The sequence below is a fragment of the Sedimentitalea sediminis genome, assembly GCF_042687825.1.
GTDB lineage: Bacteria > Pseudomonadota > Alphaproteobacteria > Rhodobacterales > Rhodobacteraceae > Sedimentitalea.
In genome coordinates this window covers 116,767-143,344 of the sequence record NZ_JBHUQE010000007.1, presented here as the reverse complement: position 1 = coordinate 143,344, position 26,578 = coordinate 116,767, and the positions used below count along the sequence as shown (strand labels likewise).

Genomic DNA, 26,578 nt, shown 5'->3' with positions numbered 1-26,578 from the left:
TCAGGCCAGTTCGGCCAGCCGCGCCAGGGCGTCCTTGATCTTGGCTTCCTCTTCCTCGCGGGCGGCCAGGTTGGCGCGGGTCTCTTCGACCACCTCGGCCGGCGCGCTGGCGGCGAATTTCGGGTTCTTCAGCCGGCCGCGCAGTCCGCCCAGTTCCTTGGCCAGCTTGCCCAGCGTCTTTTCCAGCCGCGCCTTTTCCTGATCGATGTCGATGATGCCGGCCAGCGGCAGACCGAAACTGGCGCCCTCGGCGTGGATCGATACGGTGCCTTTGGGCAGGCTGTCGGTCTCGGTCAGGCTTTCGATGCGGGCCAGCCGCCGGATCAGCGCCTCGTTGCGCTGCCAGGCCGCGCGGCCGCGGGCGTCGATACGGGTGACCAGCATCGGCACATGCAGGCCGGCGGGCACATGCATCTGCGCCCGGGCCGAGCGCACGGCTTCGATCAGACCGATGACCCAGTTCATCTCGTGATCCGCCTGCGCGTCCACCAGATCGGTGCCATAGGTCGGCCAGTCGCCATGAACCAGCATCTTGGGCCGGGTGCCCGATGTCTGCCACAGTTCCTCGGTGATGAACGGCATGATCGGGTGCAGCAGGATCAGGCACTGGTCCAGCACCCATTTCATCGTGGCCCGGGTCTCGGCGCGCGCCGGATTGTCCTCTTGCAGCAGCGGTTTGGAAAACTCGACATACCAGTCGCAGACCTTGCCCCAGACAAAGGCATACAGCGCGTTGGCGGCGTCGTTGAACCGGAAATTCTCAAGCGCCTCGTCGACCTCGACACGCACCTTGGCGGTCTCGCCAATGATCCACTTGTTCAGCGTCTGCTCGGGTTGCGGCAGGCCGGTTTCGGGCGCCGTGAACACCTCGTTCATCTCGGCAAAGCGCATGGCGTTCCACAGCTTGGTGCCGAAATTCCGATATCCGGCAATGCGTTGCGTCGACAATTTCAGGTCGCGCCCCATGGCGGCCATCGCCGTCAGGGTGAACCGCACCGCATCGGCACCGTATTCGTCGATCAGCTCGAGCGGGTCCAGAACGTTGCCCAGCGACTTGGACATCTTCTTGCCCTTTTCGTCGCGCACCAGCGCATGCACATAGACGGTGTCAAAGGGCTTTTGCCCGACCACGGCATATTGCATCATCATCATCCGGGCGACCCAGAAGAAAATGATGTCAAAACCGGTCACCAAGGTATTGGTAGGGAAATACTTTTTCAGTTCCGGCGTTTCCTCGGGCCAGCCCAGGGTGCCGATCGGCCACAGGCCGGACGAGAACCAGGTGTCCAAAACGTCGGGGTCGCGCCACACCGGATAGATCAGCTTGGTCGGGTCCTGATCCAGCGCGTATTGCGCCAGGCATTCCGCCAATTGATGAATGGCCTCGTGCTTGTCGGCCACCTCGACGATGGCGGCATGGTTGATCGGCACCGGCGTGTCGGCGATGTCGTCGCGGAACGCGTCCTGCACGGCCGCGAAATCGGGCGCGCAATGGGACATGTCGCCCGCATGCACCATGCCGCCGCGCATCAGCAGCTTGTGCAGTTCGACATAATCCAGCTCGCCATCCGCGCCGATCGCCTCGTGATAGCCCAGGTTCAGCCCGTACCAGACCGGGATCTGGTGGCCCCACCACAGCTGGCGACTGATACACCAGGGCTCGATGTTTTCCAGCCAGTGGAAATAGACCTTGGCATCGCGCTCGGGCAGGATCTGTGTGTCGCCGTTGCGGACCGCGTCGATGGCCGGGCCGACGATCTTGGCGGTGTCCACGAACCACTGGTTGGTCAGCATCGGCTCGATCACCACCTTGGAGCGGTCGCCAAAGGGCTGCATCACCGGCTTGTTCTCGACCAGCGGCACCGGGCCGTCTTCGCCCGGCACCATGACGGCCAGCCCCTCGGCGTTGATGTCCTCGATGACCTTTTTGCGCGCCTCGAACCGGTCGAGCCCGCGATATTCCTCGGGCACCAGGTTGATCTCGGTGACATCCGCCGGCGGTTCCGCGCCTTCGGCGATCGACTGCGCCCGGCTGGCGGCCTGCTCATAGGGCAGCCCGTCGCTGCGCATCGCGCCCTTGGTGTCCATCAGGCTGTAAAGCGGGATGTTGTTGCGCAGCGCGACACCGTTGTCGTTGAAATCATGCGCGCCGGTGATCTTGACCGCGCCCGAGCCGAAATCCGGATCCGGATAGGCGTCGGTGATGATCGGGATCATCCGCCGGTGTTCTTTCGGACCGACCGGAATTTCGCAGAGTTTGCCGACAATTGGCGCGTAACGCTCATCCGACGGGTGAACCGCGACCGCACCGTCGCCCAGCATGGTTTCGGGGCGGGTTGTGGCAATGGCAATATAGTCCCGTGTCTCGCGCAGGGTGACGTTGCCGTCGGCATCCTTTTCGACATATTCATAGGTTTCGCCGCCGGCCAGCGGGTATTTGAAATGCCACATATGGCCCGCGACCTCGATATTCTCGACCTCGAGATCGGAAATCGCGGTCTCGAAATGCGGGTCCCAGTTGACCAACCGCTTGCCGCGATAGATCAGGCCCTTCTTGTGCATGTCCACAAAGACCTTGATCACCGCGTCGTGGAAATTGCCCTCTTCGCCCTCGGGCGATCCCGGAGCGCCGGACATGGTAAAGGCGTTGCGCGACCAGTCGCAGGACGCGCCCAGCCGTTTCAGCTGATTGACGATGGTGTCGCCGCTTTCGGCCTTCCATTCCCAGACCTTGTCCAGAAACGCATCGCGGCCCAGTTCCCGGCGCGAGGGCTGCTGTTCGGCGGCCAGTTTGCGCTCGACCACCATCTGCGTGGCGATGCCGGCATGATCCTGGCCGGGCTGCCACAGCGTGTCAAAGCCGCGCATGCGGTGCCAGCGGATCAGGATGTCCTGCAGCGTGTTGTTGAACGCGTGCCCCATATGCAGGCTGCCGGTCACGTTGGGCGGCGGAATCATGATGCAATAGGTTTCGGCGCGCGAGGCATTGGCCCCGGCGGTGAAACAGCCGGACTCCTCCCAGGCCTTGTACAGGCGGTCCTCGGCCTCGGCTGCGTTGAAGGTCTTTTCCATCGCCATCGAAATGATCCCTTTTTGGTCGGGTTTCATCTAACCAAACCGGCGCGCAAGGGAAAGGCGGCTGGCCCGGTTTTCTTTGCCGCGCCGTGCCGCCGTCGATGGCGGCGGCTTTGGATGCGGCGGCGCCTATCGGGTGCGGTCGATCTTGGTGGCTAGGTGAATCAGGCTTTCCGAGCTGCGCACGCCGCGGGCCTCTCCGATATGGTCCAGCGTGTCGTCCAACTCGCTGGTGGTGGCGGCTGTGACCTGGACCAGCAGGTCGAATCGACCCGATGTGGTGTGCACGGTTTCGACCCCGGGCAGCGATTTCAGGCGTCCCAGCACAACCGGTCCGCTGCGCGGCTCAATCGAGATCAGCACCGTGGCGCGCAGTGGCGCCCGCGTTGCCGCGCCCGTGCGCAAGGTATAGCCGACGATGGCGCCGGTATTTTCCAGACGTTCGATCCGGGCCTGGACCGTGGTGCGGGCCAGCCCCAGGCGGCGGGCCAGCTGGGCCACCGGCGCACGGGCATTGTCCCGCAGCAATGTCAGCAGTTTTTGATCGGTTTCGTCTAATTGCATGGGCTTCTCGGCGGATCGACGAAAATTGCCGTCACTATAGTCTAAGTGCCGCATGAAATCGACGGGAAAGCGGCGCAAGATAGAAGAAACTTCAAGGTGCTTGTCATGCAAAACCAATCCGCCCTGTGGCCCGATCCCGTTACCCACCTGCGCCGCACGGCGCCGGATCATCCCGTTCTGTACCTGTCGCCGCTGGTCCTGCAGGACACCGCGCGCCGGTTCCAGCGGGGTTTTGACGGTCTGGTGACCTATGCGGTCAAGGCCAATGATCGTGCCGAAGTGCTGCAAAACCTGGTGGCCGCCGGGATCACCACCTTTGACGTGGCCTCGCCGGCCGAGATGCAGGCCGTGCGCGCCGCCTGTCCCAAGGCGGTTCTGCATTATAACAACCCTGTGCGCTCGCAGGCCGAGATTGCCGCGGGCATCGCCATGGGCGTGGCCAGTTGGTCGGTTGATGACGCTGGCGAACTGGAAAAACTGGCGCAGGTTCCGCGCGGAACCGAAATCGCCGTCCGCTTCAAGCTACCGATTTCCGGGGCGGCCTATGATTTCGGTGACAAGTTCGGCGCCACGCCCGAGGCCGCGGCGCAGCTGTTGCGTGTAATCGCGCAAAGTGGCCGGGTGCCGGCGCTGTGCTTTCACCCCGGAACCCAATGCGAGGATGCCCAGGCCTGGGGCAGCTATATTGCCGAGGCCGCCCGGATCGCGCAGCGTGCCGGCGTCCGTATCGCGCGCCTGAATGTCGGCGGCGGATTCGCCGCCAACCGCGCCGGTGTCGCGCCCGATCTCGAGGCGGTCTTTGCGGTGATCCACGGTGCGACATTGTCGGCCTTTGGTGCCGATGCGCCGCGTCTGATCTGCGAGCCGGGTCGGGCGATGGTCGCCGAGGCCTTTACCCTGGCAACCCGCATCAAGGGGCTGCGCAACGGTGGCGGCACCGTCTTTCTGAATGACGGCATCTATGGCCGGCTGGCCGATCTGCGCGATATGGGCCTGACCCGGCGGGTTGCCGTGGTCAGTGCCGCCGGACGCGCGCGCGTTGGGGCGATGGTGCCGCGCGTGGTCTATGGCCCGACCTGCGATAGCCTGGACCGGCTGCCCGACGGGTTGCAGTTGCCGGCCGCCAGCGAAATTGGCGATTACGTGCTGTTTTCCGGCATGGGCGCCTATTCGGTGGCGATGGGCACCGCGTTCAACGGCTATGGCATCTGCGATGTGGTGACCGTGTCCGACCTGACAGGACAAAAACCCGACCGCGCGTGATCGTCGCGACCCTTCAGCCTCTCTTTTTGATTTGGCGGGCACGGCCGGGCAGAGCGTCGGGCCAGACCTCTGAGGCGACATGACTGCAGCCGCTCCGTGAGTCCTTGGGGCGGCTGCGGCGTGTCGTCTGCTGGCCGTACCAGGGCCGCGTTACTATATTGAAAGTATTATGGGCGATCCTGACACGAGCGCCTGGATCGCATTTCACGAGGATGGCACGGTGTGCATTGGTGTCGACAGATATGGAAACGGGCAACGGGACGTTGCCGCATGCAAGAAAAATCTGTCACGCGGGGTCTGTCCGGACTGCAATCGGAAATCTGCCAAGCATTGCACCGGCTTGGCGCGGCTCGGGTCCGTGCCACCGGGCCTGTCCTGATGAGGGCGGCACCGGATATGCTCGGGATCGGGGATCGATCCGGTCCAATACAGGCAGGCCGTGCGCCGTTTCGGGGTGCCGGTCGATGGTAAGGGGTTTGTAGACACATGAACCTGACGCGGCTGACAAACAAGGTCTTCGGATGGCTTGGCCGACCCCTTCGGTCCGAGCATTCCGCCGAGGTCAAGCCGCGCGGACCGCTGACCCATGTGATCATTCTGGACGGCACGTTGTCATCGCTGGAGCCGGGGTTCGAGACCCATGCCGGCGTGACCTACCGCCTGTGCCGGGAAATGGGCGCAGGGGTGTCGGTCTATTACGAGGCCGGCGTGCAGTGGACCAACTGGCGCGGCACGATCGACGTGCTGATGGGACGCGGCATCAACCGGCAGATTCGCCGCACCTATGGCTATCTGGCCTCGCGCTATCGCCCGGGCGACCGGGTGTTCCTGTTCGGCTATTCGCGCGGCGCCTTTGCGGTGCGCTCGCTGGCCGGCGTGATCGACATGGTGGGTCTGCTCAAGCCCGAACACGCCACGGTGCGCAACATCCGAACCGCCTATCGCCACTACGAGAATCATCCCTATGGTCCGCATGCGGCGGCCTTTCGCCAGGCCTTTTGCCATGTCGAGGTTCCGATCGAGATGGTCGGGGTCTGGGACACGGTCAAGGCGCTGGGCCTGCGTCTGCCGCTGTTGTGGCGGCGCGCCGAGGCGCAGCATGCCTTTCACAACCACCAGCTGGGCCCCAGCATCCGCAACGGATTTCATGCGCTGGCTCTGGACGAGACCCGCCAGGTCTATGAGCCGGAATTATGGACCTGTCCGCCGGACTTTCCGGGCCGTATCGAACAGGTCTGGTTCCGCGGCACCCATGGCGATATCGGCGGTCAGTTGGGCGGTGTCGAAGCCGCGCGTCCGCTGGCCAATATCTCGCTGGTCTGGATGCTGGAACAGGCCGAATCCTGCGGTCTGGCTCTGCCCAAGACCTGGCGCGCCCGGTTTTTCACCGATCCCAACGCCCCCTCGGTCGGCACCTGGAGCGGCTGGGGCAAGATATTCCTGCTGCGCCGCGGGCGTGTGATCGGCAGCGACCGGTCCGAGCGCATCCACGAAACCGTGCGTCCCGGGGTGGTGCCGCAAGGCGGCATGGCCCTGACCCCGTTTCGCTCAAAGGGCGCGGGCGGGCATCCCGGCTGACCGGGATGCGGTTTCGGGTCGGCTGGCCTGCGGATCGGGCCAGCCCACGGATTTCAGAAAAAGGACGGTTTTGACCGCAAGGCGCGGGCCGCCCGGGATAGGTCGATCAGGCGACGTTCTGCAGCTGGACCTTGGGCGTGACGCCCAGGGCGTGGCACACGTCGCGGGTCAGTTCCGGGCGGTTCAGCGTGTAAAAATGCAGCTGCTCGACCCCCTCGTCAATCAGATCGCTGCACAATTCGGTGCACAGCGCCGTCGCCAGCAAATCCTCGCGCCCGTCGCGCAGCGCCTTTTCGAACGCATCCTCCAGCCAGGCCGGAACCGTCGCGCCGCAGCGTTTGGCAAAGTTGCGTGTACCTTTCCAGTTCTCGATCGGCAGGATGCCGGGCGTGATCGGCGCATCGATGCCAGCGGCAGCGCAGGCATCGCGAAAGCGCAGAAAGGTCTCGGCCTCGAAAAAGAACTGGGTCAGCGCCTCGGTCGCGCCGGCGTCGATCTTGGCCTTGAGCCAGTCGATATCCGCCTGCATGTCGGCGGCTTCGGGGTGCTTGTCCGGATAGGCGCCGACGCGGATGTCGAACCGGCCGCTGTCGGCCAGCGCGGCGATCAGTTCGATCGAATTGGCGAAGCCCTCGGGATGCGCCTGAAACGCGCCGCTGCCCTTGGGCGGATCGCCGCGCAGCGCCACGATGTCGGTGACGCCCGACTCGGCAAAACCGTCGGCAATCGCCAGGGTCTCGGACTTGGTGGCGTTGACGCAGGTCAGGTGCGCCGCCACTTTCAGCCCCGAGGATTTGTGCAGCGTCGCCACCGCCTCGCGGGTCAGGTCGCGTGTGGTGCCGCCCGCGCCGTAGGTGACCGACACGAAACGCGGGTCCAGCGGTGCCAGCGTCTGCACCGTGTCCCACAGGCGGAACGATCCCTCAAGGTTCTGCGGCGGGAAGAATTCGAACGAAACGGACGGTACGGTCATGGCGGTATCCTTTGATTTCACCTCTTGTTGCACGCTGTGCGCTGTGAGACAATTTCATAATTCTCAAGAACAACATGAGTGAGGCCATAGGTTGCATATCGAATTTCGGCACTTGCGCACGATCAAGGCGATCCACGAATGTGGCGGGCTGGCGCGGGCCGCAGACCAGTTGAACATCACCCAGAGCGCGCTGAGCCACCAGATTAAGGGGCTGGAGGATCAGGCCGGCGTGGAACTGTTCGTGCGTCGATCCAAGCCGATGACCCTGTCGGCGGCCGGGTTCCGCCTGCTGCGTCTGGCCGAACAGGTGCTGCCGCAGGTCGAGGCGACGCTGGCCGAATTTTCGAACCTGCGCGACGGCAAGACCGGGCGGATGCATATCGCCATCGAATGCCATGCCTGTTTCGAATGGCTGTTTCCGGTCCTCGAAGCCTTTCGCAAGACCTGGCACGACGTCGATGTCGATATCCGCCCCGGTTTGGCCTTTGACGCGCTGCCGGCCCTGCAAAAGGAAGAGGTCGATCTGGTCGTGTCCTCGGATCCCGAGAAACTGCCCGGCGTGGAATTCATAGAACTGTTTGACTATGCTCCGGTTTTCGTGGCTTCGGCCCTGCATCCTCTGGCCGAAAAAACCTTTGTCGAGGCAGCGGATTTTCGCGGTCAGACGCTGATCACCTATCCGGTAGAACGCACGCGCCTGGATGTGTTCAGCCAGTTGCTGATCCCGGCCAAGGTCGAACCGGCAGCGATCCGGCAGGTCGAGCTCACCGCGGTGATCCTGCTGCTGGTGGCGTCCAATCGCGGCGTGGCGGTATTGCCCGACTGGGTGGTGCGCGAGGTGAAATATTCATCCGACTACGTCACCCGTCCGCTGACCAAACAGGGCATCACCCGACGCCTTTATGCCGCGATCCGGACCGAGGACCGCGACAAGCCGTTCATGCAGGACCTGATCAAACTGGCGCGCAGCGAGGCGCGCAAGCTGCAGGCCCAGTGAAACACCGGCGCCTGACCGGCTGGGCCTTGGCAAGGACAGCGCCGGGGCGTATACGCGCGGCCTGACCCGACAGGAGCCCGTGACATGGTAGGCAGCGCAAATCTGAATGTGATGATCAAGGCCGCCCGCAAGGCGGGCCGTTCGCTGGTCAAGGATTTCCGGGAGGTCGAGAACCTGCAGGTGTCAATGAAGGGGGCCGGAGACTTTGTGTCCAAGGCCGATCTGGCGGCGGAAAAGATCATCAAGGACGAATTGCTGGGCGCGCGCCCGACCTATGGCTGGCTGGCCGAAGAGGGCGGCGCGATCGACGGCAAGGATCCGACCCGTCGCTGGATCGTCGATCCGCTGGACGGCACGACGAATTTTCTGCACGGGCTGCCCCATTGGGCGGTGTCCATCGCCTTGGAACACAAGGGCGAGGTGGTCGCGGGCGTGGTGTTCGACGCCGCCAAGGACGAGATGTTCTTTGCTGAAAAGGGCGCCGGAGCCTGGATGAACGACACCCGGTTGCGGGTGTCCGGGCGCCACCGGATGATCGAATGCATCTTTGCCACCGGTCTGCCCTTTGGCGGGCGCGCCGATCTGCCCGCAACCCTGCAGGATCTGGCGCGACTGTTGCCCGCCTGTGCCGGGGTGCGGCGCTGGGGCTCGGCGGCGCTGGACATGGCCTATGTCGCCGCCGGGCGCTATGACGGCTTTTGGGAACGCCGTCTGCATGCTTGGGATCTGGCTGCCGGCGTTGTCATCGTGCGCGAGGCGGGCGGGTTGATCCAGCCGCTGGACCCAAGGGGCGACATCCTGTCCGATGGCGAGGTGATCTGCGCCAACGAGGCGATGTTCGACCCCTTCGCCAAGGTGATCCGGGGCTGATCCGGCCCCGCGCCGGCGCTGTCCGGATCACTTGCGCCGGATTCGGGGGATGCGGCTGGGACTGATCCGATATTGTGCCTCGGGATGCGGCGGGTGGCCGTGGGTGCTTTGCCAGAACCGCTGTCCGCCGCGCCGCAGCCACAAGGGTATCGTCAGCACCAGCCCGATCACAAAGCCGCCGGCATGGGCCCAATAGGCGACGCCGCCGGTATCGGGATCGGCACCCAGCCCGCCGATGAACTGCAGGACGAACCAGACCGCCAGCACGATCCAGGCCGGGATCGGAAAGATCCGAAAGAACACGATCAGGATCAGAATCACATCGACCTTGGCGCGCGGATAGAGCAGCAGATACCCCCCCATCACGCCGGCAATTGCCCCCGAGGCCCCGACCGTGGGCACGACCGAGCCCGGGGCGGCCAGAACATGCATCAGCCCGGCCCCGATACCGCTGGCCAGGTAAAAGCCCAGAAAGGGAACATGCCCCATCTCGTCTTCGAGGTTGTCGCCAAAGACCCAGAGGAACAGCATGTTGCCTGCCAGATGCGTCCAGCCGCCATGCAGGAACATCGAACTGATCAGCGTCGGATAACCGTCTCCGCTGCTGATCCGGGCCGGGATCATGGCCCACTGGTAAAACAGGGTCATGAGCGCGCGGTCATCATTCAGGATGCCCGCATATCCCAGAAAGATCAGGATGTTGGCGGCCATCAGGCCATAGACGACATAGGGCGTGCGCCCCGAAGGGTTATGATCGCGGATCGGAAACATGGCGCGACGCTGGGCCGAAAGCCGGGCGGGGTCAAGGGGGCAGGCTTCGCCGGGTCAGGGCACTCTTGGCGATCACCGCTTTCGCGGGAAAGTGCTGCCATACGCCCCCTTGTCCTTGTGCCTCACCTGATGCAGACTTGGCTAAGGAGGAGGGATGTTTGTTGCACCGCTGGGTCTGTTGGCAAACGGACCGGCCCGGGTCCTTGGTTTGGGAGGAGTGTGTCATGACATCCAAGAATTCAGGCAAGAATTCAGGCAAGAATTCAGGTTCCATACCACCGGACAATCCGACGCCGCAGCAAATGGCCAGGCCCAAGGTCAACAAGGTGACCACCGAGGATATCACCGCGTCGTTGAAGGCCGGGTTTTCCGACTTTCTGGCGCGCCCCTTCATGAGCGGCTTCTTCGGCCTGTTCTATGCGGTATTCGGCATTCTGTTTGTTTGGTGTCTGGTCTGGCTCGGCAAGATCTGGATGATCATTCCCGCCGTTGTGGGCTTTCCGCTGGTCGCGCCTTTCGCCGCCGCCGGGCTGTATGAAATGTCCCGCCGGTTGCAGAAGGGAGAGAGTTTCGGCTGGTCTGAAATCCTGACCGTCATGGCCAATCAACGCAAGCGCGAAATGGGCTGGATGGCCTTCGTCACCCTGTTCATTTTCTGGGTGTGGAGTTACCAGGTTCGGCTTTGGCTGGCGATCATCCTGCAGGATGCGTCCTTCTCGGATTTCGAGGGGTTCATGAACATCGTGTTCTTCACGCCTGAGGGGTGGACCTTTCTTGCCATCGGCACCGGCGCTGGCGCATTTCTGTCGGCTGTCCTGTTCACAGTGACCGTGGTCGCGATGCCGATGCTGCTTGACCGGGACACCGATTTCGTGACGGCCATGTTGACGTCCGTTCGCGTCGTTTCGGAAAACCCTGTGGTCATGCTCACATGGGCGGCGATCATCTCGGTCACCATGCTGTTGTCGCTGGTTCCGGCGTTTCTGGGCCTGATCTTCACCTTGCCGATCCTTGGCCACACCACATGGCATCTCTATCGGCGGGCCGTGCAACCGGCGGAGGGCGACGCCGTCCAGCCGTCATCTTGAGCAGCTGCGGGCGATATCTGTCCGCAGGCAAGCACAGCCTGATCTTCAGCTCGTCGAGGAGCAAGTCCGCGGGCGTGGCGAACTGAGCAATGACAGTACTCCGCGCCAGGCGTATGTGCCGATCCTGAACATGGCCGAAGACCCCAAGCCAAAGGTTTCAGAGATTACCGATTTCCTTGCCGCGCGGGGCAGGGTTGGTTCTCAATTAGGTCGGGTTGAAAAGCCCGCTCGACACCGCGCTTGCTTTGTACGTATTGGCCGAATTTCTGCCTGGTCCGCTTTGGGTTCAAACCCGCCGATCACAGGATATGATCGGCGGGTTTGCGGTTTTCAGGCCATGCCGCCCAGCAGGGCCGCGTTGCCGCCCGCCGCCGTGGTGTCCACGCAGACATGGCGTTCGCCCATCACCCGCGCCAGATCGGGTTTTCCCGGGATCAGCGGCACGATCGGGCCGTCACGGCGCGCCAGCGCCTGTTCGATCCGCCGCGCAGTGGTCGCATCGCCCCACCAGAGCACACCCGAGATGCCGACGATGTCGGTCAGCGTGTCTGGGTCAATGTGGCCGTTGGCGCTGATCGCCTGTCCGCCCAGGGACTGTACCGCCTGCGCTTGGGCGTTGGCAGCGCTGGCGCCCGGTCCCATGCACAGCAGCGGTGGCCGGGGCAGCACCGACAGACGGTTGGATTCGCCGGTCGGGCCGGGCAGGGTGCGGGCGGTCGCACCGTTCGTGACCCCCACCGGTGCCGGCAGGGACGAGGCCTTGCCGGTCCAGCCGCCGTTTGCCTGCTGCCGGTCGGGCGCGCAGAACCGCGGCATGTAGTTCGGTCCGCCCGCCTTTGGGCCGGTGCCCGACAGGCCCTCGCCGCCAAAGGGCTGGGTGCCGACGATGGCGCCGATCTGGTTGCGGTTGACATAGATGTTGCCGGCATGGATCGCCTCGGTCACGTGCTGGACCCGGTCGTCGATACGCGTGTGCAACCCAAAGGTCAGACCATAGCCAGTGGCGTTGATGTCGTCGATGACTTCATCCAGCTGCGACGACTTGAACCGGGCGACATGCAGTACGGGGCCGAAAATCTCGCGCTCCAGATCGCCGATGCCGCTGACCGAGATCAGTGTCGGGGCGACAAAGGTGCCGCCGGCGGGCGCGCGCAGTTCCTTGAGCACCCGGCCTTCGCGGCGGGCGATGTCGATATGCGCCATGATGCCGGCGCGGGCCTGTTCGTCGATGACCGGACCGGAATCGGTGGACAGCAGCCAGGGATCGCCCAGCGACAGGGCATCCATCGCGCCCATCAGCATGGTCAGCACGTCTTCGGCCACGTCCTCCTGGACATAGAGGCAGCGCAGCGCCGAACAGCGCTGGCCCGCCGATTGAAAGGCGCTTTCGACGATCGCCTGCACCGCCTGTTCCGGCAGCGCGGTGCTGTCCACGATCATCGCGTTCAGGCCGCCGGTTTCTGCGATCAGCGGGGCGCCGGGGTCCAGGTTGTCGGCCATCGCGGCGCGGATTTTCATCGCCGTGGCGGTCGAACCGGTAAAGGCGACGCCGTTGACCCGCGGATCCGAGGTGAGGGCCGCACCGATCATGCCGCTGCCGGGCAGCAGTTGCAGAGCCGTTGCCGGCACGCCCGCCTTGTGCAGCAGGCCGACCGCCAGATGCGCGATCAGCGGCGTCTGCTCGGCGGGTTTTGCCAGCACCGCGTTGCCGGTGGCCAGGGCCGCGGCAACCTGACCCGAGAAGATCGCCAGCGGAAAGTTCCAGGGCGAAATGCAGGTGAACACGCCCGCCGGAGCGGCATCGGGAATGTTGGCCGCATAATAGCGCAGGAAATCCACTGCCTCACGCAGTTCGGCGACACCGTCCAGCTGCGATTTGCCAGCCTCGCGGGTCAGCAGTGCAAAGATCTCGCCGAAATTCTCCTCGTAGAGATCGGCGGCCTTGTTCAGGATAGCGGCGCGCTCGGTGGCGGGGGCGGACCAGGGGGCGGCCTTCGACAGCGCGGTTTCGATGTCGGCGGAACTGGCCGGCGCGACGGTGCCGGTGCGGCTGCCATCGGCGGGGTTGGTCACGGGCTGCTCGGCCTCGGGTGCGACCGGGCCGGCCAGCAGCGGCGCCGCGGCCCAGGCATGGGTCTTGAACGGCGCCCGGGCGGCCTCGATCCGGGCCAGAGTCGGGGCATGGGTCAGGTCGAACCCGCGCGAATTGCGGCGCTCGGGCTCATACAGCTCGGTGCCCCGCGGCAGCGGCGCGGATTTGGCCTTGACCGCCTCGAACGGATCGGCGGCGACGGTTTCCGGCGGCACGGACTCGTCGACGATCTGGTTCACAAAGGAACTGTTGGCGCCGTTTTCCAGCAGGCGGCGCACCAGATAGGCCAGCAGGTCGCGATGCGCGCCGACCGGCGCATAGATGCGGCAGCGGGTGTTGTTCTGGGTCTTGACGATGCTGTGCAGGGTTTCGCCCATGCCATGCAGGCGCTGGAACTCATAGAGGCTGGCATCGCTGGCCATGTGCAGGATCGCGGCGACCGTGTGCGCGTTGTGGGTGGCGAATTGCGGATAGATCCGGTCGGTCATGCCCAGCAGCTTGCGGGCATTGGCGATATAGGAGATGTCGGTGGCCGGTTTGCGGGTAAAGACCGGAAAGGCGTCCATGCCGTCGACCTGGGCGCGTTTCACCTCGGTATCCCAATAGGCGCCCTTGACCAGCCGCACCATGATCCGGCGGTCGTTGCGCTGGGCCATCTCGTACAGCGTGTCGATCACCACGCCGGCACGCGGGCCATAGGCCTGCACCACGACGCCAAAGCCATCCCAGCCCGCCAGGGCCGGTTCGGACATGACGGTGTCGATCACCTCCAGCGACAGGGCCAGGCGGTTGGCCTCTTCGGCGTCCACGTTCAGCCCCATGCCGGCGGATTTCGCCAGCAGTGCCAGCGAGCGCAGGCGCGGCACCAGATCGGCCATGACGCGCGCCTCCTGAGCGACTTCATAGCGCGGGTGCAGCGCCGACAGCTTGACCGAGATGCCGGGATTGGCGCGGATGTCGTCCGAGGTGCAGGCCTGGGCGATGGCGCTGATGGCGCGGGAATAGGACAGGTGGTACCGGCGCGCATCGGCATCGGTGCGCGCGGCTTCCCCCAGCATGTCATAGCTGTAGGTATAGCCTTTCTCCTCCATCCCGGCGGCGCGTTTCATTGCCGCGGTGATGGTTTCGCCCAGTACGAACTGGCGGCCCATTTCCTTCATGGCGCGGCCGACGGCGGTGCGGATCACCGGTTCGCCCAGTCGCTTGACGGCACTGCGCAGCGCCCGCACCGGACTGGCGCCCTCGTCGTCCAGCACCTTGCCGGTCAGCATCAGCGCCCAGGTCGAGGCATTGACGAGCGGGCTGGAGGAATGGCCCAGGTGGCGGCTCCAGTTCGACGGGGCGATCTTGTCCTCGATCAGCGCGTCGATCGTGTCGGCATCGGGCACGCGCAGCAGCGCTTCGGCCAGGCACATCAGGGCGATGCCCTCGTCGGTGGACAGGCCGTATTCGGCCAGGAACACCTCCATCAGGCCTGGTGCGGTGGCCGAACGGATGTTGCGCACCAGGTCCGCGCCAGAGGCGCAGATCGCGGCGCGATCCGCATCGCTCAACTCTGACTCTGCGATCAGGCGCGCGATGACGGCTTCTTCGTCGGCGAACTTGTGGGTGTCGATCCGAGTGCGTAGGTCTTGGAATTGGGTCATGTCTGGCCTCCAGTGTGTCTGCGCAGTATAGAGGTGTTCAATCGGTCGATTGTCCCGATTGCATGAAAATTGCAGGACAGTGGTCCGAAGATCGGAGGTAGTACGATGCAAAGCGACTGGAGCGATCTGGATGGATTCGACCGTAAGATACTGGGCGTTCTGGCTGAGGAAGGCCGGATCAGCATTGCCGATCTGGCGCGGCGCATCGGATTGAGCAAGTCGCCGACGCAGGCGCGGTTGCGACGGCTCGAGGCAGACGGTGTGATCATCGGCTATCGCGCGCTGATCGATCCGATCCGGCTGGGGCTGGACCATGTGGCCTTTGTCGAGGTGCGCCTGAACGACACGCGCGAGGCGGCGCTGGCGGCTTTTAACGCGGCAGTGGCCAGGATCGGCGAGATCGAGCAGGTGCATCTGATTGCCGGAAAGTTCGACTACCTGATGAAAATCCGGACCCGGTCGATGGCCGAGTACCGCGTTGTTCTGGCAGAAAAGATATCCACCCTGCCGCATGTGTCCGGCACCTCGACCTATGTCGCGATGCAGGCGGTAAAAGAGCTGGCATCGCTGGGGCCGCTGGGAAATGCGAACTGACCGGGCCACATATTCTGGCAGCGACAGAATTTTGCGCGCGACGATGGCCCTTTCGGCGGGGCAGGGGGATGGTCGACCCGGGCGCCTGCCGGGTTTTCGGGCCGGGACGGGCGATGCCAGCGCTTGCGGGACGGGCGCGAAACCGCCACTCTTGGCGCGCCAGGTCGGTCCGCGCGGGCCGGTCAGGCTGCAGGGGCCGATCGGGCCGGCGCGACGCGGGAACAGAAACGAGATGACCACGGCTGAGACCAGGAACGACGACACCGATCCGGCCGGGCTGATAGCCTGTCCGGTCTGCGATGTCCTGCACCGTCAGGCCGACATTCCCAACGGCGCCCGGGCGCGGTGCCGGCGCTGTCACGCGGTTCTGATGGCGCCCCGCGCCGGGGCGATGACGCAGATCGTGATGCTGGCGGCGACGGCGCTGATCCTGATGGTGGCGGCGGTGTTCTTTCCGTTTCTCGAATTGCGGGCCGGCACGTTTCAGCAGCGCAGCTCGGTCTTTGATGCAATCCTGGCCTTTTCCGACGGTCTGTTGCTGCCCCTGTCCTTTGCGGTGGCGGCGCTGATCGTGGTGCTGCCGGCGGTGCGGCTGGCGGCGCTTCTCTACACTATCGCGCCGATGATGATCGGCCACGCGCCGCTGCCGCAGGCGACCCGGGCGTTTCGCCTGGCCAGCGCGTTGCGGCCCTGGGCGATGGCCGAGGTCTTTATCGTCGGCGTGGCGGTAGCGCTGGTCAAGGTCGCCGGCCTGGCGACGATTTCGATGGGGCCGGCCTTTTGGGCCTTTGTGGCCCTGGTTCTGGTGACTACTCTGAAGGACACGTTCATGTGCAAGTTGACGATATGGAAAACGCTGGAAGCCCGCCGGAATTCCTGACCGCCCGTCAGGCCGGTCTGGTGGCCTGCACCGGCTGTGGGCGGGTGCATCGCGGCGGGACGCCGCATTGCGTCCGCTGCGGTGCGGCGTTGTCCAGCCGGGATGCCGGCAGCCTGCAGCGTGTCTGGGCCTGGTGGTTTGCCGGGCTGATCTGCTATCTGCCGGCCAATATCTATCCGATGCTGCGCACTTCAACCCTGGGTCAGGACCGCAGCAGCACGATTATCGAGGGGGTCGTGGAACTGGTCGCCCACCATGCCTATGGCGTGGCGCTGATCGTTTTCGTGGCGTCGATCGTCATTCCGATCGGCAAGTTCCTCGCGATCGCCTATCTGGCGCTCAGCGTGCGCACTCGGTCGACGCTGGCCCAGCACAGCCGCCTGCACCTGTTCGAGGCCGTCGAGTTCATCGGCCGCTGGTCGATGATCGACGTGTTTGTCGTGGCGATCCTGTCGGCGCTGGTGCAGTTCAAATTCGTCGCGACCATTCATCCGGGCATCGCTGCGGTGTCCTTCGCCTTGTCGGTTGCATTTACCATGCTTTCCGCCCAAAGCTTTGACTCCAGAATGATCTGGGACGCGGATGAGGCAGGCCAAACATGACCGAGGAGGCCACCCCGGCAGAGATGCAGGTGCAAGCGCCCAGACGCTCGCCCTGGCGCAACATCTCGATCGTCTGGCTGGTGCCGGTGCTGGCGCTGGCGGTGTCGCTGGCCGTGGCTTGGCGCAGCTATTCCGAGCGCGGCGTACTGATCGAAATCCTGTTCGAGAACGCCGCCGGGGTGACGGCCGGCGAAACCACGGTGCGCTATCGCGATGTGGTGATCGGATTGGTGGAAAAGGTCGGCTTTTCCGACGATCTGAAACAGGTCCGGTTGTCGGTGCGGGTGGATCGGCCGATTGCGCCGTTTCTGGATGCCAGCGCCCAGTTCTGGGTGGTCCGTCCCGAAGTGTCCGCCGAAGGCGTGTCGGGCCTGTCGACGGTGCTATCCGGGGTCTATATCGAGGGTGCCTGGGACACCACGCGCGGCCCGCCGCTGCAGCGTTTCACCGGGCTGGAACAACGCCCTTTGATCGATCTGAACGAAAAGGGCACGCGCATCGTGCTGCGCGCGGGCGAGGGTCGGGTGATGGCCGCTGGCTCGCCGGTGTTTTACCGCGGTGTCAAGGTCGGGCGCACCGAGGCACCCCGGCTGGACGAGACGGGTTCGGTGGTGCTGGTCGACGCCTTTGTCGAGGCGCCGCATGACCGGCTGCTGACCACGGCGACCAGGTTCTGGGACACGTCGGGCTTTTCACTGTCCTTTGGGGCCGGCGGGCTCAAGCTGGATGTCGGCAGTTTCGCGGCCCTGATCAGCGGCGGTGTCGCGTTCAACACCTTCTTTTCCGGCGGCAGACCGGTCAAGCCGGGCAGGGTCTATGATTTGCACGCCGACGAAGCGACAGCCCGCGAGAATGCTTTTTCGCGCGTTTCGTCCAACACCGTCACCCTGGCCACCGTGTTCCGCGACGGCGTGTCCGGCCTGTCAGCCGGCAGCGGCCTGTTCTTTCGCGGCATCAAGATCGGCGAGGTCGTAACCATCTCGGCCTTTGTGGCCGGCGACGAGGACAGCCCCGAGGTGCATCAGCAGGTCACTCTGCTGGTCGATCCCAAGCTGATCGGCCTGCCCGCCCGGGCGACGCTGGAGGAGGTGCTGGATTTTCTCGAGGCCGCGGTAAGGACCGGGACCCGGGCGCGGTTGAACAAGGCCAACCTGCTCGGTACGTCGCTGATCGTCGAACTGGTAGAAATAGAAAACGCGAAACCAGCCGAACTGCAGCGCGAGGCCACGCCCTATGCGCTGATTCCCAGTGTCGAGTCCGATCTGCCGGACATCAACGCCACGCTTGAAGGCGTGATGAAGCGGGTCAACGGGTTGCAGATCGAGGAAATGATCCAGCAGGCGATCAGCCTGATGGCCAGCATCGAAGCCATCGCCACCGATCAGAACACCCGCGCCGCGCCCGAGGCGCTGGTCGGGCTGCTGGACCGCAGCCGCGACCTGGTCGAGAGCGCGGACATGCGCGCGCTGCCCGGCGAGCTGCGCCAGGCAGTGGCCGATCTGCGCAGCACCGTCGAGCGCATCAACACGCAGGGCGTCGTCGAGCGGCTGGTCTCGACCCTGGAAAACGCCGATGCCGCCGTGGCCAACCTGTCCTTGGCTTCGGAAGAAGTTCCGGCGCTGATCGACGATCTGCGCGCCGTGGCGGCCAAGGCCCGCGATCTCAAGGCCGATGAGCTGATCGCCTCGGCCACCGCCCTGCTGGACAGCGCCGATGCGCTGATTGGCACCGACGATGCCCGGGCGCTGCCGGCAGCGCTGACGACGGCGTTGGACGAAACCCGCGAACTGGTGTCAGAATTGCGCGCCGGCGGGGTGGCACAAAACGCCAATGCGGCGTTGGATTCAGCCCGCGCGGCAGCGGATTCTCTGGAACGGGCCACGGCCGACCTGCCGGCGCTATCGGCGCGGCTGGACCGGCTGGTGACCCGCAGCGAGGAATTGATCGCAGCCTATGGCGACCGCTCGGATTTCAACAGCGAATCCCTGGCCATGTTGCGCGAAATCCGTACTGCGGCCCGTTCGGTCGCCGCGCTGACCCGGGCGCTGGAACGCAACCCCAATTCGATCCTGTTCGGAAAGTGACGCCATGACCGCCTTTTTTCGTGCCTGTCTGATGATGGCCCTGCCGCTGACACTGACCGCGTGCGGCGGCAACTCGGCGCGCTATCTGCTGGACGCGCCCTCTGCCGAGCAGCGTGCGCGGGTCGCGGTGTCGACCATCGAAATCCGCGAAGTAACGCTGCCAGCCTATGCCGGGGCCTCCGAAATCCTGTTGCAGGGCGCGGACGGATCGTTGCGCCCGGCGGCGGGTGCGGTTTGGGCGGACGATCCGGTGCGCGCCCTGACCCTGGCGCTGGCGCGCAACCTGGATGACGGAACCACCGCTACCGCGGCAGCCGAACCCTGGCCGCTGGAACGGCCGGCGGATGTGCGCATCGACGTGCGGATCGAACGCATGGTGGCGCAGTCGGACGGGCAGTTTCGCATGACCGGTCAGTATGCCATCGCCGCGCCCGAGCGCGCCGTGCGCGAGTCGATCAACCGATTCGACATCCAGCAGCCCGTGACCGACGCAACACCCGGCGCGGTGGCGCAAGCCACCGGAGCCGCGATGCTGACCCTTTCCCGACAGATCGCGACGCGCCTGCGCCGCTGACGGCCGCTGGTCCCTTTCCCGGCAGCCGGACGACACGCACGCCTCCATCTGCAGCCCGCAAAAAAGGCGGCGCGGTCTCGCCGCGCCGCCCTTGGCCGTATTCCGTTACTTTGGACTGTGCGCCTTAATATTCCTTTTTGCGGCGGTTCATCTGCAGCGCCGCCGCGATGATCCCCAGCGACACGATGCCGATGATGATCGTGGCCAGCGCGTTGACATCGGGGCTGACCCCCAGCCGGACCTTGGAAAAGATCACCATCGGCAGGGTCGAGGCACCCGGACCTGACACAAAGCTGGCAATCACCAGATCGTCCAGGCTGAGGGTAAAGGCCAGCAGCCATCCCGAGACCAGCGCCGGGGCGATAGCGGGCAGGGTCACGTCAAAGAAGACCCGGACGGGTTTTGCGCCCAAATCCTGTGCCGCCTCTTCGATCGAGAGATCCTGATCGACCAGGCGGGACTGGATCACCACCGCGGCATAGGCCGCGCCAAAGGTCGCATGCGCGATGATGATCGTCAGCATGCCGCGCCCGCCGGGCCACCCGATCAGCCCTTCCATGGCCACGAACAGCAACAGCAGCGACAGACCGATGATGACCTCGGGCATGACCAGCGGTGCGGTGATCATCATGCTCAAGAGCGCCTTGGTCCGGAATCGCTGGAACCGGATCAGCACAAAGGAGCCCACGGTGCCGATCACCACGGCAATGGTTGCGCTGAGAAAGGCGATCTTGATGCTGACCCAGGCGGCTTCGAGAATCTGCGGATCGCGGAAAAGCTCGCCGTACCATTTGGTCGAGAACCCGCCCCACACGGTGACCAGCTTGCTTTCGTTGAAGCTGAAGATCACCAGCGATACGATCGGCGCATAGAGAAAGACGAACCCCAGAATGCCGGTGATCATCAGGAAAAGCGACTTGCGTTTCATTGGTTCGCTCCTTCTTCGGCGGCCTGAGCCTTGCGCAGCAGCATGATCGGGATCACCAGGACGAACAGCATCACGATTGCCACGGCCGATGCGATGGGCCAGTCGCGGTTCGAGAAGAACTCGTTCCACAGCACCCGGCCGATCATCAGCGTGTCCGGCCCGCCCAGCAGTGCCGGGATCACGAATTCACCGACGGCCGGAATGAACACCAGCATGCAGCCGGCGATGATTCCGCTATAGGACAGCGGCAGCGTCACGGTGAAAAAGGTGGTCGCGGGCCGGGCGCCCAGATCGGCCGAGGCTTCCAGATAGGCTTCGTCCAGCTTGACCAGATTGGCGTAGAGCGGCAGGATCATGAAGGGCAGATAGGTATAGACGATGCCGATATAGACAGCGAAATCGGTCTGCAACATGATCAGCGGTTCATCAATCAGACCCAGCGACAGCAGAAAGTTGTTGATCAGACCATTGCCCTTGAGAAAACCGATCCACGCATAGACCCGCAGCAGGAACGAGGTCCAGAACGGCAGCACCACCAGCATCAGCAGGATGTTGCGCTGGTTTGCCGGCGAACGGGCGATCAGATAGGCCATCGGATAGCCGATCAGCAGGGTGATGATCGTGGCGATGCCGGCGATCTTGACGGATTCGGCATAGGCCGACATGTATAGCGGATCGTCCAGCAGGAACAGGTAGTTGCCGAAATTCAGATTGAGGTTGAGAATGCCGTCGGCCCATTCCCAGATCGGCAGATAGGGCGGGCGGGCGATGGCGGCTTCGGATAGCGAGATCTTGGCCACCACCAGGAACGGCACGAGAAAGAACAGGAACAGCCACAAGGTCGGGATGGCGATCACCAGCCCGCGACCGCCCAGCCCCAGCCGGTTCAGCAGCGATCCGATCAGGCGGCCGCCTGGCAGTCTGCTGTCGATGTCGGACGCGCGGCTCATGACGTCACCAGAATTCCGGCGGCCCCGGCCCAGCCGATATGCACCCGGTCGTCCCAGGTCAGCGCCCCGTCATCAGAACGCGTCCGGTTCGATTGCGACACCCGCACCCGCTTGCCACTGTCCAGAAGGACCTGAAAGACCGTGGCATTGCCCATATAGGCGATTTCGTCCACGACACCGGTGACGGCATTGCGCATGTCGTTCTGCGGGGTACGGCTGATCAGTATCTTTTCCGGGCGCACGGCCACGGCGACCTTCTGGCCTTCGACGCCGCTGATCCCGTGCGGGACATAGATGTCGGTTCCGGTATCCTGCGATTTGACCACGACGTGATCGGTGCCGTCTTCGCTGATGCGGCCCTCGAAAATGTTCACCGACCCGATAAAATCGGCCACGAAACGGTTCTGCGGAAACTCGTAGATCTCGTGCGGGGTGCCGACCTGCACGATCTCGCCGGCGGTCATGACGCCGATCCGGCTGGACAGGGTCATCGCCTCTTCCTGATCGTGGGTCACGACGACAAAGGTGACCCCCAGGCTTTCCTGGATCTTCATCAGTTCGAACTGGGTTTCCTCGCGCAGCTTCTTGTCCAGCGCGCCCAGAGGTTCGTCCAGCATCAGCAGTTTGGGTTTCTTGATCAGCGACCGGGCCAGCGCGACGCGCTGGCGCTGGCCGCCGGACAGCTGATGCGGCTTGCGGGTGGCGAACTGGTCCAGCTGAACCAGCGACAGCATGTCGGTCACGCGGGTGGCGATTTCGGCCTTGGGGATGCCGTCGCGCTTGAGCCCGTAGGCGATGTTCTTTTCCACCGTCATGTGGGGGAACAGCGCATAGGACTGGAACATCATGTTGGTTTCGCGTGCATAGGGCGCAACGCCGGCCTGGTCCTGGCCATCGATGATGATCTGCCCCGATGTCGGATTTTCGAACCCGGACAGCATCCGCAGCAGCGTTGATTTTCCGCAGCCGGATCCGCCCAGCAGGCAGAATATCTCGCCCTTGTAGATATCCAGAGAGACGTTGTTCACCGCGGTGAATGCGCCGAATTTCTTGGTAATGCTCTTGATCTGCAGGAACGGTTCGGCGTTGGGATCGTTCCAAGGCTGTGCGTTCGTTGCGGTCTGGTCGTCTGACATTTTCGCCACCTGTCGTTCTGAAATAACGGCAGCCGGCCCCATGGCGCGGGGCCGGCCGGACCGGACTATTGGCCTGTCTTGATCGCCGTCCACGCCCGGGTCAGCGACCGGTCAAAACGCGGCGAATGCGGTTTCAGCGAAAACAGTTTCGCTGCAACATCTGCGGGCGGGTAGATGCCCGGATCACCGGCCACTTCGGGCACGACAAACTCGGTCGCGGCGGTGTTGGGGTTGGCGTAATAGACATAGTTGGTGATGTCCGCCGCGATTTGCGGCTGCAGAATGAAGTTGATGAACTTCAGCGCGTTCTCGGGGTTGGGAGCGTCATCCGGCACGGCCAGCATGTCGAAACCGACCTGTCCGCCCTCTTTCGGGATGGCATAGGCGACTTCGACGCCCTGTCCGGCTTCGGCGGCCCGGTCGCGCGCCTGCAGAACGTCGCCGGAATAGCCGACGGCGACGCAGATATCGCCATTGGCCAGGTCGTTGATGTACTGCGAGGAATGGAAATACCGGATATGCGCGCGCACCGACATCAAGAGGTCGGTCGCCTTTTGCAGATCGCCCTTGTCTTCGGAATTCGGGTCCAGCCCCAGATAGTTCAGCGCCGGTGCCATGATTTCGGAGGGGCTGTCCAGAACCGCCACGCCGCAATCGGCCAGCTTGGCCACGGTTTCGGGATCAAAGATCATGTCCCAGCTGCCGATCTTGTCGGCGTCGATCCGCGCCGCCACGTCCTTGACGTTGTAACCGATGCCGGTGGTGAACATCATGTAGGGTACACCATGGGTGTTGCCCGGGTCGTTGACCGCGATGATGTCCAGGATGCCCTGATCGAGATTGCCGTAATTGGACAGCGCGGCCTTGTCGATCTCGGCGAACACGCCGGCCTGCGCCTGGCGGGCCATGAATTCGATCGACGGCACGACCACGTCATAGCCGCTGGCGCCGGTCAGCATCTTGGCCTCGAGAACCTCGTTGCTGTCAAAGACGTCATAATTCACGCTGATGCCGGTCTCGGCCTCGAATTTCGCGATCGTGTCCTCGGCGATGTAGTCGGACCAGTTATAAACGTTCAGGATGCCGTCGGCCGCCGCGGCACCGGCGCACAGCGCCAGTACCGAGGACAGGGTTGTGAGTTTCTTCATGGGTTCCTCCCTGGGAAATATGAGATTAAGTCAGTTCTAGACGCCGAATTTGTCACGCAGCGCGTACCACCACGATCCGACCATAGAATAGGGCACGCGGAACATGCGCCCGCCCGGGAACGGATACCAAGGCACATTTTCGAACACGTCGAACCGTGTCAAATCGCCATCGATCGCCTCGGACAAAATGCGCCCGAACGTGTGTGAGCCGGTCACGCCGTGGCCGGAATAGCCATGGGCGAAATAGGTGTTGGCCCCGATGCGGCCCATCTGCGGCACGCGGCTGAAGGACAGGGCGAAATTGCCGCTCCAGGCATAGTCGACACGGACACCCTTGAGCTGGGGAAACACCTTGTCCATGTTGCGGCGCAGTTTGGACTCGATGTCGCTGGGGTCGGCGCCGCCATAGACGGTGCCGCCGCCGAACAGCAGACGCTTGTCGCCGGACAGGCGATAGTAGTCCAGGATATAGCGGATATCCTCGACGCAGGCATCCTGCGGGATCAGCGCATGCGCGCGCTCTTCGCCCAGCGGCTCGGTGGCCATGACCTGGGTCGAAACCGGCATCACCCGCCAGGTCAGGGTCGGCACGACATGGCCCAGATAGGCGTTGCCGCACAGGACCAGGGTCTTGCAGGTCATCTGCCCCTTGGCGGTCCTGACGACCGGACGCGCGGCCTCGGTATCCACATCGATGACCGGCGACATCTCGTAGATCGTGCCGCCCAGCTTTTCAAAGGCCGCGGCCTCGCCCAAAGCCAGGTTCAGCGGGTGCATGTGACCGCCGCTGTGATCGATCAGGCCGCCCTCGTAGAGATCGGAATTGATATGTGCGCGCAGCTGATCCTTGTCCAGCATCTCCTGGTTCTTGATGCCGTAGCTGGCCCACAGGTTCATCCGCTCTTCCAGTTCGCGCATATGCGCCTTGGTCAGACCGGTAAAGATGTTCTTGTCCTTCAGGTCGCACTGGATGTCATAGGTCTTGACCCGCTCGCGGATGATCTCGCCGCCTTCCTGAACCAGACCGGCGACAAAGGTGGCGGTGTCCTGGCCATAGCGTTTCTTGATGGTCTGCAGGCTGGCATTCAGACCGTTGACGATCTGACCGCCATTGCGGCCCGATGCGCCCCAACCCACGCGGGCGCCTTCGATGATGGCGACCTTGTAGCCCTTTTCGACCAGATGCAGGCCGGTCGACAATCCGCTGTAACCGGCCCCGATGATGCAGACATCGATTTCGCCATTGCCGGACAGTTCGGGCCGCTCGGGGGCCGGGTTCGCAGACGCGGCATAGTAGCTTTTGGTATGGGTTCCATCGCCCGCATATGGATGTGACATGGCGTTCATCAGACGACCTCCAGGTAAGAGTGATATTCGAAATCGGTGACATGACGCGCGAACTTTTTCAGTTCCTGCGTCTTGCATTCGACCAGCATGGTCTGCAGCCGCTTTGAGAACACGTTCTGGACATGGTCACCGTTGCGAAAGGCGTCGATGGCGGTGGCCCAGTCCAGCGGCAGATGCGGCAGCTTCATCGTATAGGCGTCGCCGGTGATCGGCCTGGCCGGCTGCATCTTTGCCTCGATTCCCGTCAGCGCGCCGCCCAGGATGCTGGTCAGGACCAGATAGGGGTTGGCATCGGCACCGGCGACGCGGTGTTCGATCCGGCGCGCCTTGGGGCTGCCGCCGGGAATGCGGATGGCGGCGGTGCGGTTCTCGTATCCCCAGGCGACGCTGGTCGGGGCGTGGGCGCCGGGCAGCATGCGCCGGTACGAATTCTCGTGCGGGGCAAAGGTCAGGGTGTTTTCCTGCATCGTCGCCAACAGCCCGGCCACCGCCTGCAACATCAGTTCGGTGCCTTCTTCGCCGCCATTGTCAAAGACGTTCACGCCATTTTCGTCGATCAGCGAAAAATGCACGTGAAAGCCGCTGCCGGCGCGGTCGCCATAGGGTTTGGCCATGAAGGTGGCGACAAATCCGTGCTTGCGGGCGATGCCGCGCACCAGCCGCTTGAACAGCACCGCGTCATCGGCGGCGCGCAGCGGATCGGCGACATGCATCATGTTGATCTCGAACTGTCCGGCACCGTTCTCCGAGATCGCGGAATCGGCGGGAATGCCCTGCGCGGCGCAGGCATCGTAGACATCGTTCAAAAAGGTGTCGAAATGCTGCAACTCGTCCAGCGACAGCGCCCCGTCCGAATCCAGCCGTTTGCCGGTCACCGGCGAGCGCGGTGCCTGCGGGCGGTCGTCGGTCGGATCGCACAGATAGAATTCCAGTTCGGTCGCGACCACCGGGGTCAGACCCATGGCCTGATACCGGTCGGCGATATTGGCCAGCGCGCGGCGCGGGTCGCCCTGAAACGGCGTGCCGTCCTCTTGCCGCATCCACAGCATCGCCAGCGCGGTCGGCCGGCTGGTCCAGGTGATCGGCATCAAAGGACGGCCGGTGAAATCGCACAGACCGTCGGAATCGCCGGTCTCGAACACCAGTTCGCTGTTCTCGATATCCTCGCCCCAGACGTCCATGCTGACGATCGACAACGGCATGCGCAATGCACCATCGGCCATCTTGGCCGCCTGCTCGACGGGTACGCGCTTGCCGCGCATGGTTCCGTTCAGATCGCAGACACAGGCAAAGATCGATTCGATCTCTGGCCGCTCGTTCAACCAGGTTGTGACGTTCTGATCCGGCATGCTTGACTCCCATTCCGATATCTTTGGACTAAATGTGATATCATTTAAATTCTTGTGATTGCATTATCG

At 63.9% G+C, this 26,578-nt stretch carries 21 protein-coding genes; 10 read left to right on the top strand and 11 right to left on the bottom strand.

Features of this window, described 5'->3' with window-relative positions:
- Together ACFMPD_RS08260 and ACFMPD_RS08255 are read right to left on the bottom strand one after the other, a co-directional pair.
- On the bottom strand, nucleotides 1-3,078 hold the full coding sequence (locus ACFMPD_RS08260) for a valine--tRNA ligase (protein WP_380993343.1): 3,078 nt from the start codon (nucleotides 3,076-3,078) through the stop codon (nucleotides 1-3).
- A gap of 126 nt (nucleotides 3,079-3,204) precedes the next feature.
- Entirely contained in the window at nucleotides 3,205-3,639 is a 435-nt protein-coding gene (locus ACFMPD_RS08255; RefSeq protein ID WP_380993325.1) for an Lrp/AsnC family transcriptional regulator, read from the bottom strand.
- Nucleotides 3,640-3,744: 105 nt separating this feature from the next.
- Here ACFMPD_RS08255 and ACFMPD_RS08250 point away from each other — a divergent pair, with 105 nt between their 5' ends.
- Nucleotides 3,745-4,902: a type III PLP-dependent enzyme gene (locus ACFMPD_RS08250; protein ID WP_380993324.1), complete on the top strand. Its 1,158-nt coding sequence runs from the start codon at nucleotides 3,745-3,747 to the stop codon at nucleotides 4,900-4,902.
- A 486-nt stretch (nucleotides 4,903-5,388) separates the two neighbouring features.
- Nucleotides 5,389-6,480 carry a DUF2235 domain-containing protein gene (locus tag ACFMPD_RS08245; protein WP_380993323.1) on the top strand — a complete coding sequence of 364 codons (1,092 nt, stop codon included), beginning with the start codon at nucleotides 5,389-5,391 and terminating at the stop codon, nucleotides 6,478-6,480.
- Nucleotides 6,481-6,586: 106 nt separating this feature from the next.
- On the opposite strand, the gene metF is transcribed toward ACFMPD_RS08245, so the two are convergent.
- A complete protein-coding gene (gene metF / locus ACFMPD_RS08240) occupies nucleotides 6,587-7,453 on the bottom strand; it encodes a methylenetetrahydrofolate reductase [NAD(P)H] (RefSeq protein ID WP_380993322.1) in 867 nt (288 codons plus the stop codon).
- A gap of 91 nt (nucleotides 7,454-7,544) precedes the next feature.
- Here metF and ACFMPD_RS08235 point away from each other — a divergent pair, with 91 nt between their 5' ends.
- Together ACFMPD_RS08235 and ACFMPD_RS08230 are read left to right on the top strand one after the other, a co-directional pair.
- Nucleotides 7,545-8,450 carry a LysR family transcriptional regulator gene (locus tag ACFMPD_RS08235; RefSeq protein WP_380993321.1) on the top strand — a complete coding sequence of 302 codons (906 nt, stop codon included), beginning with the start codon at nucleotides 7,545-7,547 and terminating at the stop codon, nucleotides 8,448-8,450.
- Between the two features lie 84 nt (nucleotides 8,451-8,534).
- On the top strand, nucleotides 8,535-9,320 hold the full coding sequence (locus tag ACFMPD_RS08230; protein WP_380993320.1) for an inositol monophosphatase family protein: 786 nt from the start codon (nucleotides 8,535-8,537) through the stop codon (nucleotides 9,318-9,320).
- A gap of 27 nt (nucleotides 9,321-9,347) precedes the next feature.
- On the opposite strand, the gene ACFMPD_RS08225 is transcribed toward ACFMPD_RS08230, so the two are convergent.
- Nucleotides 9,348-10,091, bottom strand: coding sequence for a rhomboid family intramembrane serine protease (locus ACFMPD_RS08225; protein WP_380993319.1), 744 nt, complete (start codon nucleotides 10,089-10,091; stop codon nucleotides 9,348-9,350).
- A gap of 65 nt (nucleotides 10,092-10,156) precedes the next feature.
- Here ACFMPD_RS08225 and ACFMPD_RS08220 point away from each other — a divergent pair, with 65 nt between their 5' ends.
- The gene (locus ACFMPD_RS08220; RefSeq protein ID WP_380993318.1) at nucleotides 10,157-11,179 is read left to right on the top strand and encodes a DUF2189 domain-containing protein; all 1,023 of its coding nucleotides are present in this window, start codon (nucleotides 10,157-10,159) and stop codon (nucleotides 11,177-11,179) included.
- A gap of 330 nt (nucleotides 11,180-11,509) precedes the next feature.
- Here ACFMPD_RS08220 and putA read toward each other — a convergent pair whose 3' ends face one another.
- Entirely contained in the window at nucleotides 11,510-14,917 is a 3,408-nt protein-coding gene (gene putA / locus ACFMPD_RS08215; RefSeq protein WP_380993317.1) for a bifunctional proline dehydrogenase/L-glutamate gamma-semialdehyde dehydrogenase PutA, read from the bottom strand.
- A gap of 105 nt (nucleotides 14,918-15,022) precedes the next feature.
- Between putA and ACFMPD_RS08210 the strand changes: the two genes are divergently transcribed.
- The 5 genes from ACFMPD_RS08210 (at nucleotide 15,023) to ACFMPD_RS08190 (ending at nucleotide 19,651) form a co-directional block, all read left to right on the top strand.
- Complete coding sequence (locus ACFMPD_RS08210; protein WP_380993316.1) at nucleotides 15,023-15,511, top strand: Lrp/AsnC family transcriptional regulator; 489 nt, start codon at nucleotides 15,023-15,025, stop codon at nucleotides 15,509-15,511.
- Between the two features lie 232 nt (nucleotides 15,512-15,743).
- Nucleotides 15,744-16,391, top strand: a complete 648-nt coding sequence (locus tag ACFMPD_RS08205; protein WP_380993315.1) for a paraquat-inducible protein A — start codon at nucleotides 15,744-15,746, stop codon at nucleotides 16,389-16,391.
- Nucleotides 16,358-16,993 (top strand): paraquat-inducible protein A, encoded by a 636-nt coding sequence (locus ACFMPD_RS08200; RefSeq protein WP_380993342.1) that lies wholly within the window; start codon nucleotides 16,358-16,360, stop codon nucleotides 16,991-16,993. Before ACFMPD_RS08205 ends, ACFMPD_RS08200 begins: the two co-directional genes overlap by 34 nt.
- Complete coding sequence (locus ACFMPD_RS08195; RefSeq protein WP_380993314.1) at nucleotides 16,990-19,077, top strand: MlaD family protein; 2,088 nt, start codon at nucleotides 16,990-16,992, stop codon at nucleotides 19,075-19,077. The genes ACFMPD_RS08200 and ACFMPD_RS08195 overlap by 4 nt, the downstream gene beginning before the upstream one ends.
- A gap of 4 nt (nucleotides 19,078-19,081) precedes the next feature.
- A complete protein-coding gene (locus tag ACFMPD_RS08190) occupies nucleotides 19,082-19,651 on the top strand; it encodes a PqiC family protein (RefSeq protein WP_380993313.1) in 570 nt (189 codons plus the stop codon).
- 124 nt (nucleotides 19,652-19,775) lie between these two features.
- Here ACFMPD_RS08190 and ACFMPD_RS08185 read toward each other — a convergent pair whose 3' ends face one another.
- From ACFMPD_RS08185 to ACFMPD_RS08160, 6 genes are all read right to left on the bottom strand, one after another.
- Nucleotides 19,776-20,579 (bottom strand): ABC transporter permease subunit, encoded by an 804-nt coding sequence (locus ACFMPD_RS08185; protein WP_380993312.1) that lies wholly within the window; start codon nucleotides 20,577-20,579, stop codon nucleotides 19,776-19,778.
- Entirely contained in the window at nucleotides 20,576-21,529 is a 954-nt protein-coding gene (locus ACFMPD_RS08180; RefSeq protein WP_380993311.1) for an ABC transporter permease subunit, read from the bottom strand. The genes ACFMPD_RS08185 and ACFMPD_RS08180 overlap by 4 nt, the downstream gene beginning before the upstream one ends.
- Nucleotides 21,526-22,665, bottom strand: coding sequence for an ABC transporter ATP-binding protein (locus ACFMPD_RS08175; RefSeq protein WP_380993310.1), 1,140 nt, complete (start codon nucleotides 22,663-22,665; stop codon nucleotides 21,526-21,528). Before ACFMPD_RS08175 ends, ACFMPD_RS08180 begins: the two co-directional genes overlap by 4 nt.
- A 65-nt stretch (nucleotides 22,666-22,730) precedes the next feature.
- Nucleotides 22,731-23,813 (bottom strand): polyamine ABC transporter substrate-binding protein, encoded by a 1,083-nt coding sequence (locus tag ACFMPD_RS08170; protein WP_380993309.1) that lies wholly within the window; start codon nucleotides 23,811-23,813, stop codon nucleotides 22,731-22,733.
- A 36-nt stretch (nucleotides 23,814-23,849) separates the two neighbouring features.
- The gene (locus ACFMPD_RS08165) at nucleotides 23,850-25,160 is read right to left on the bottom strand and encodes an NAD(P)/FAD-dependent oxidoreductase (RefSeq protein ID WP_380993308.1); all 1,311 of its coding nucleotides are present in this window, start codon (nucleotides 25,158-25,160) and stop codon (nucleotides 23,850-23,852) included.
- Entirely contained in the window at nucleotides 25,160-26,509 is a 1,350-nt protein-coding gene (locus tag ACFMPD_RS08160; RefSeq protein WP_380993307.1) for a glutamine synthetase family protein, read from the bottom strand. The genes ACFMPD_RS08165 and ACFMPD_RS08160 overlap by 1 nt, the downstream gene beginning before the upstream one ends.
- Between the last annotated feature and the right edge of the window lie 69 nt (nucleotides 26,510-26,578).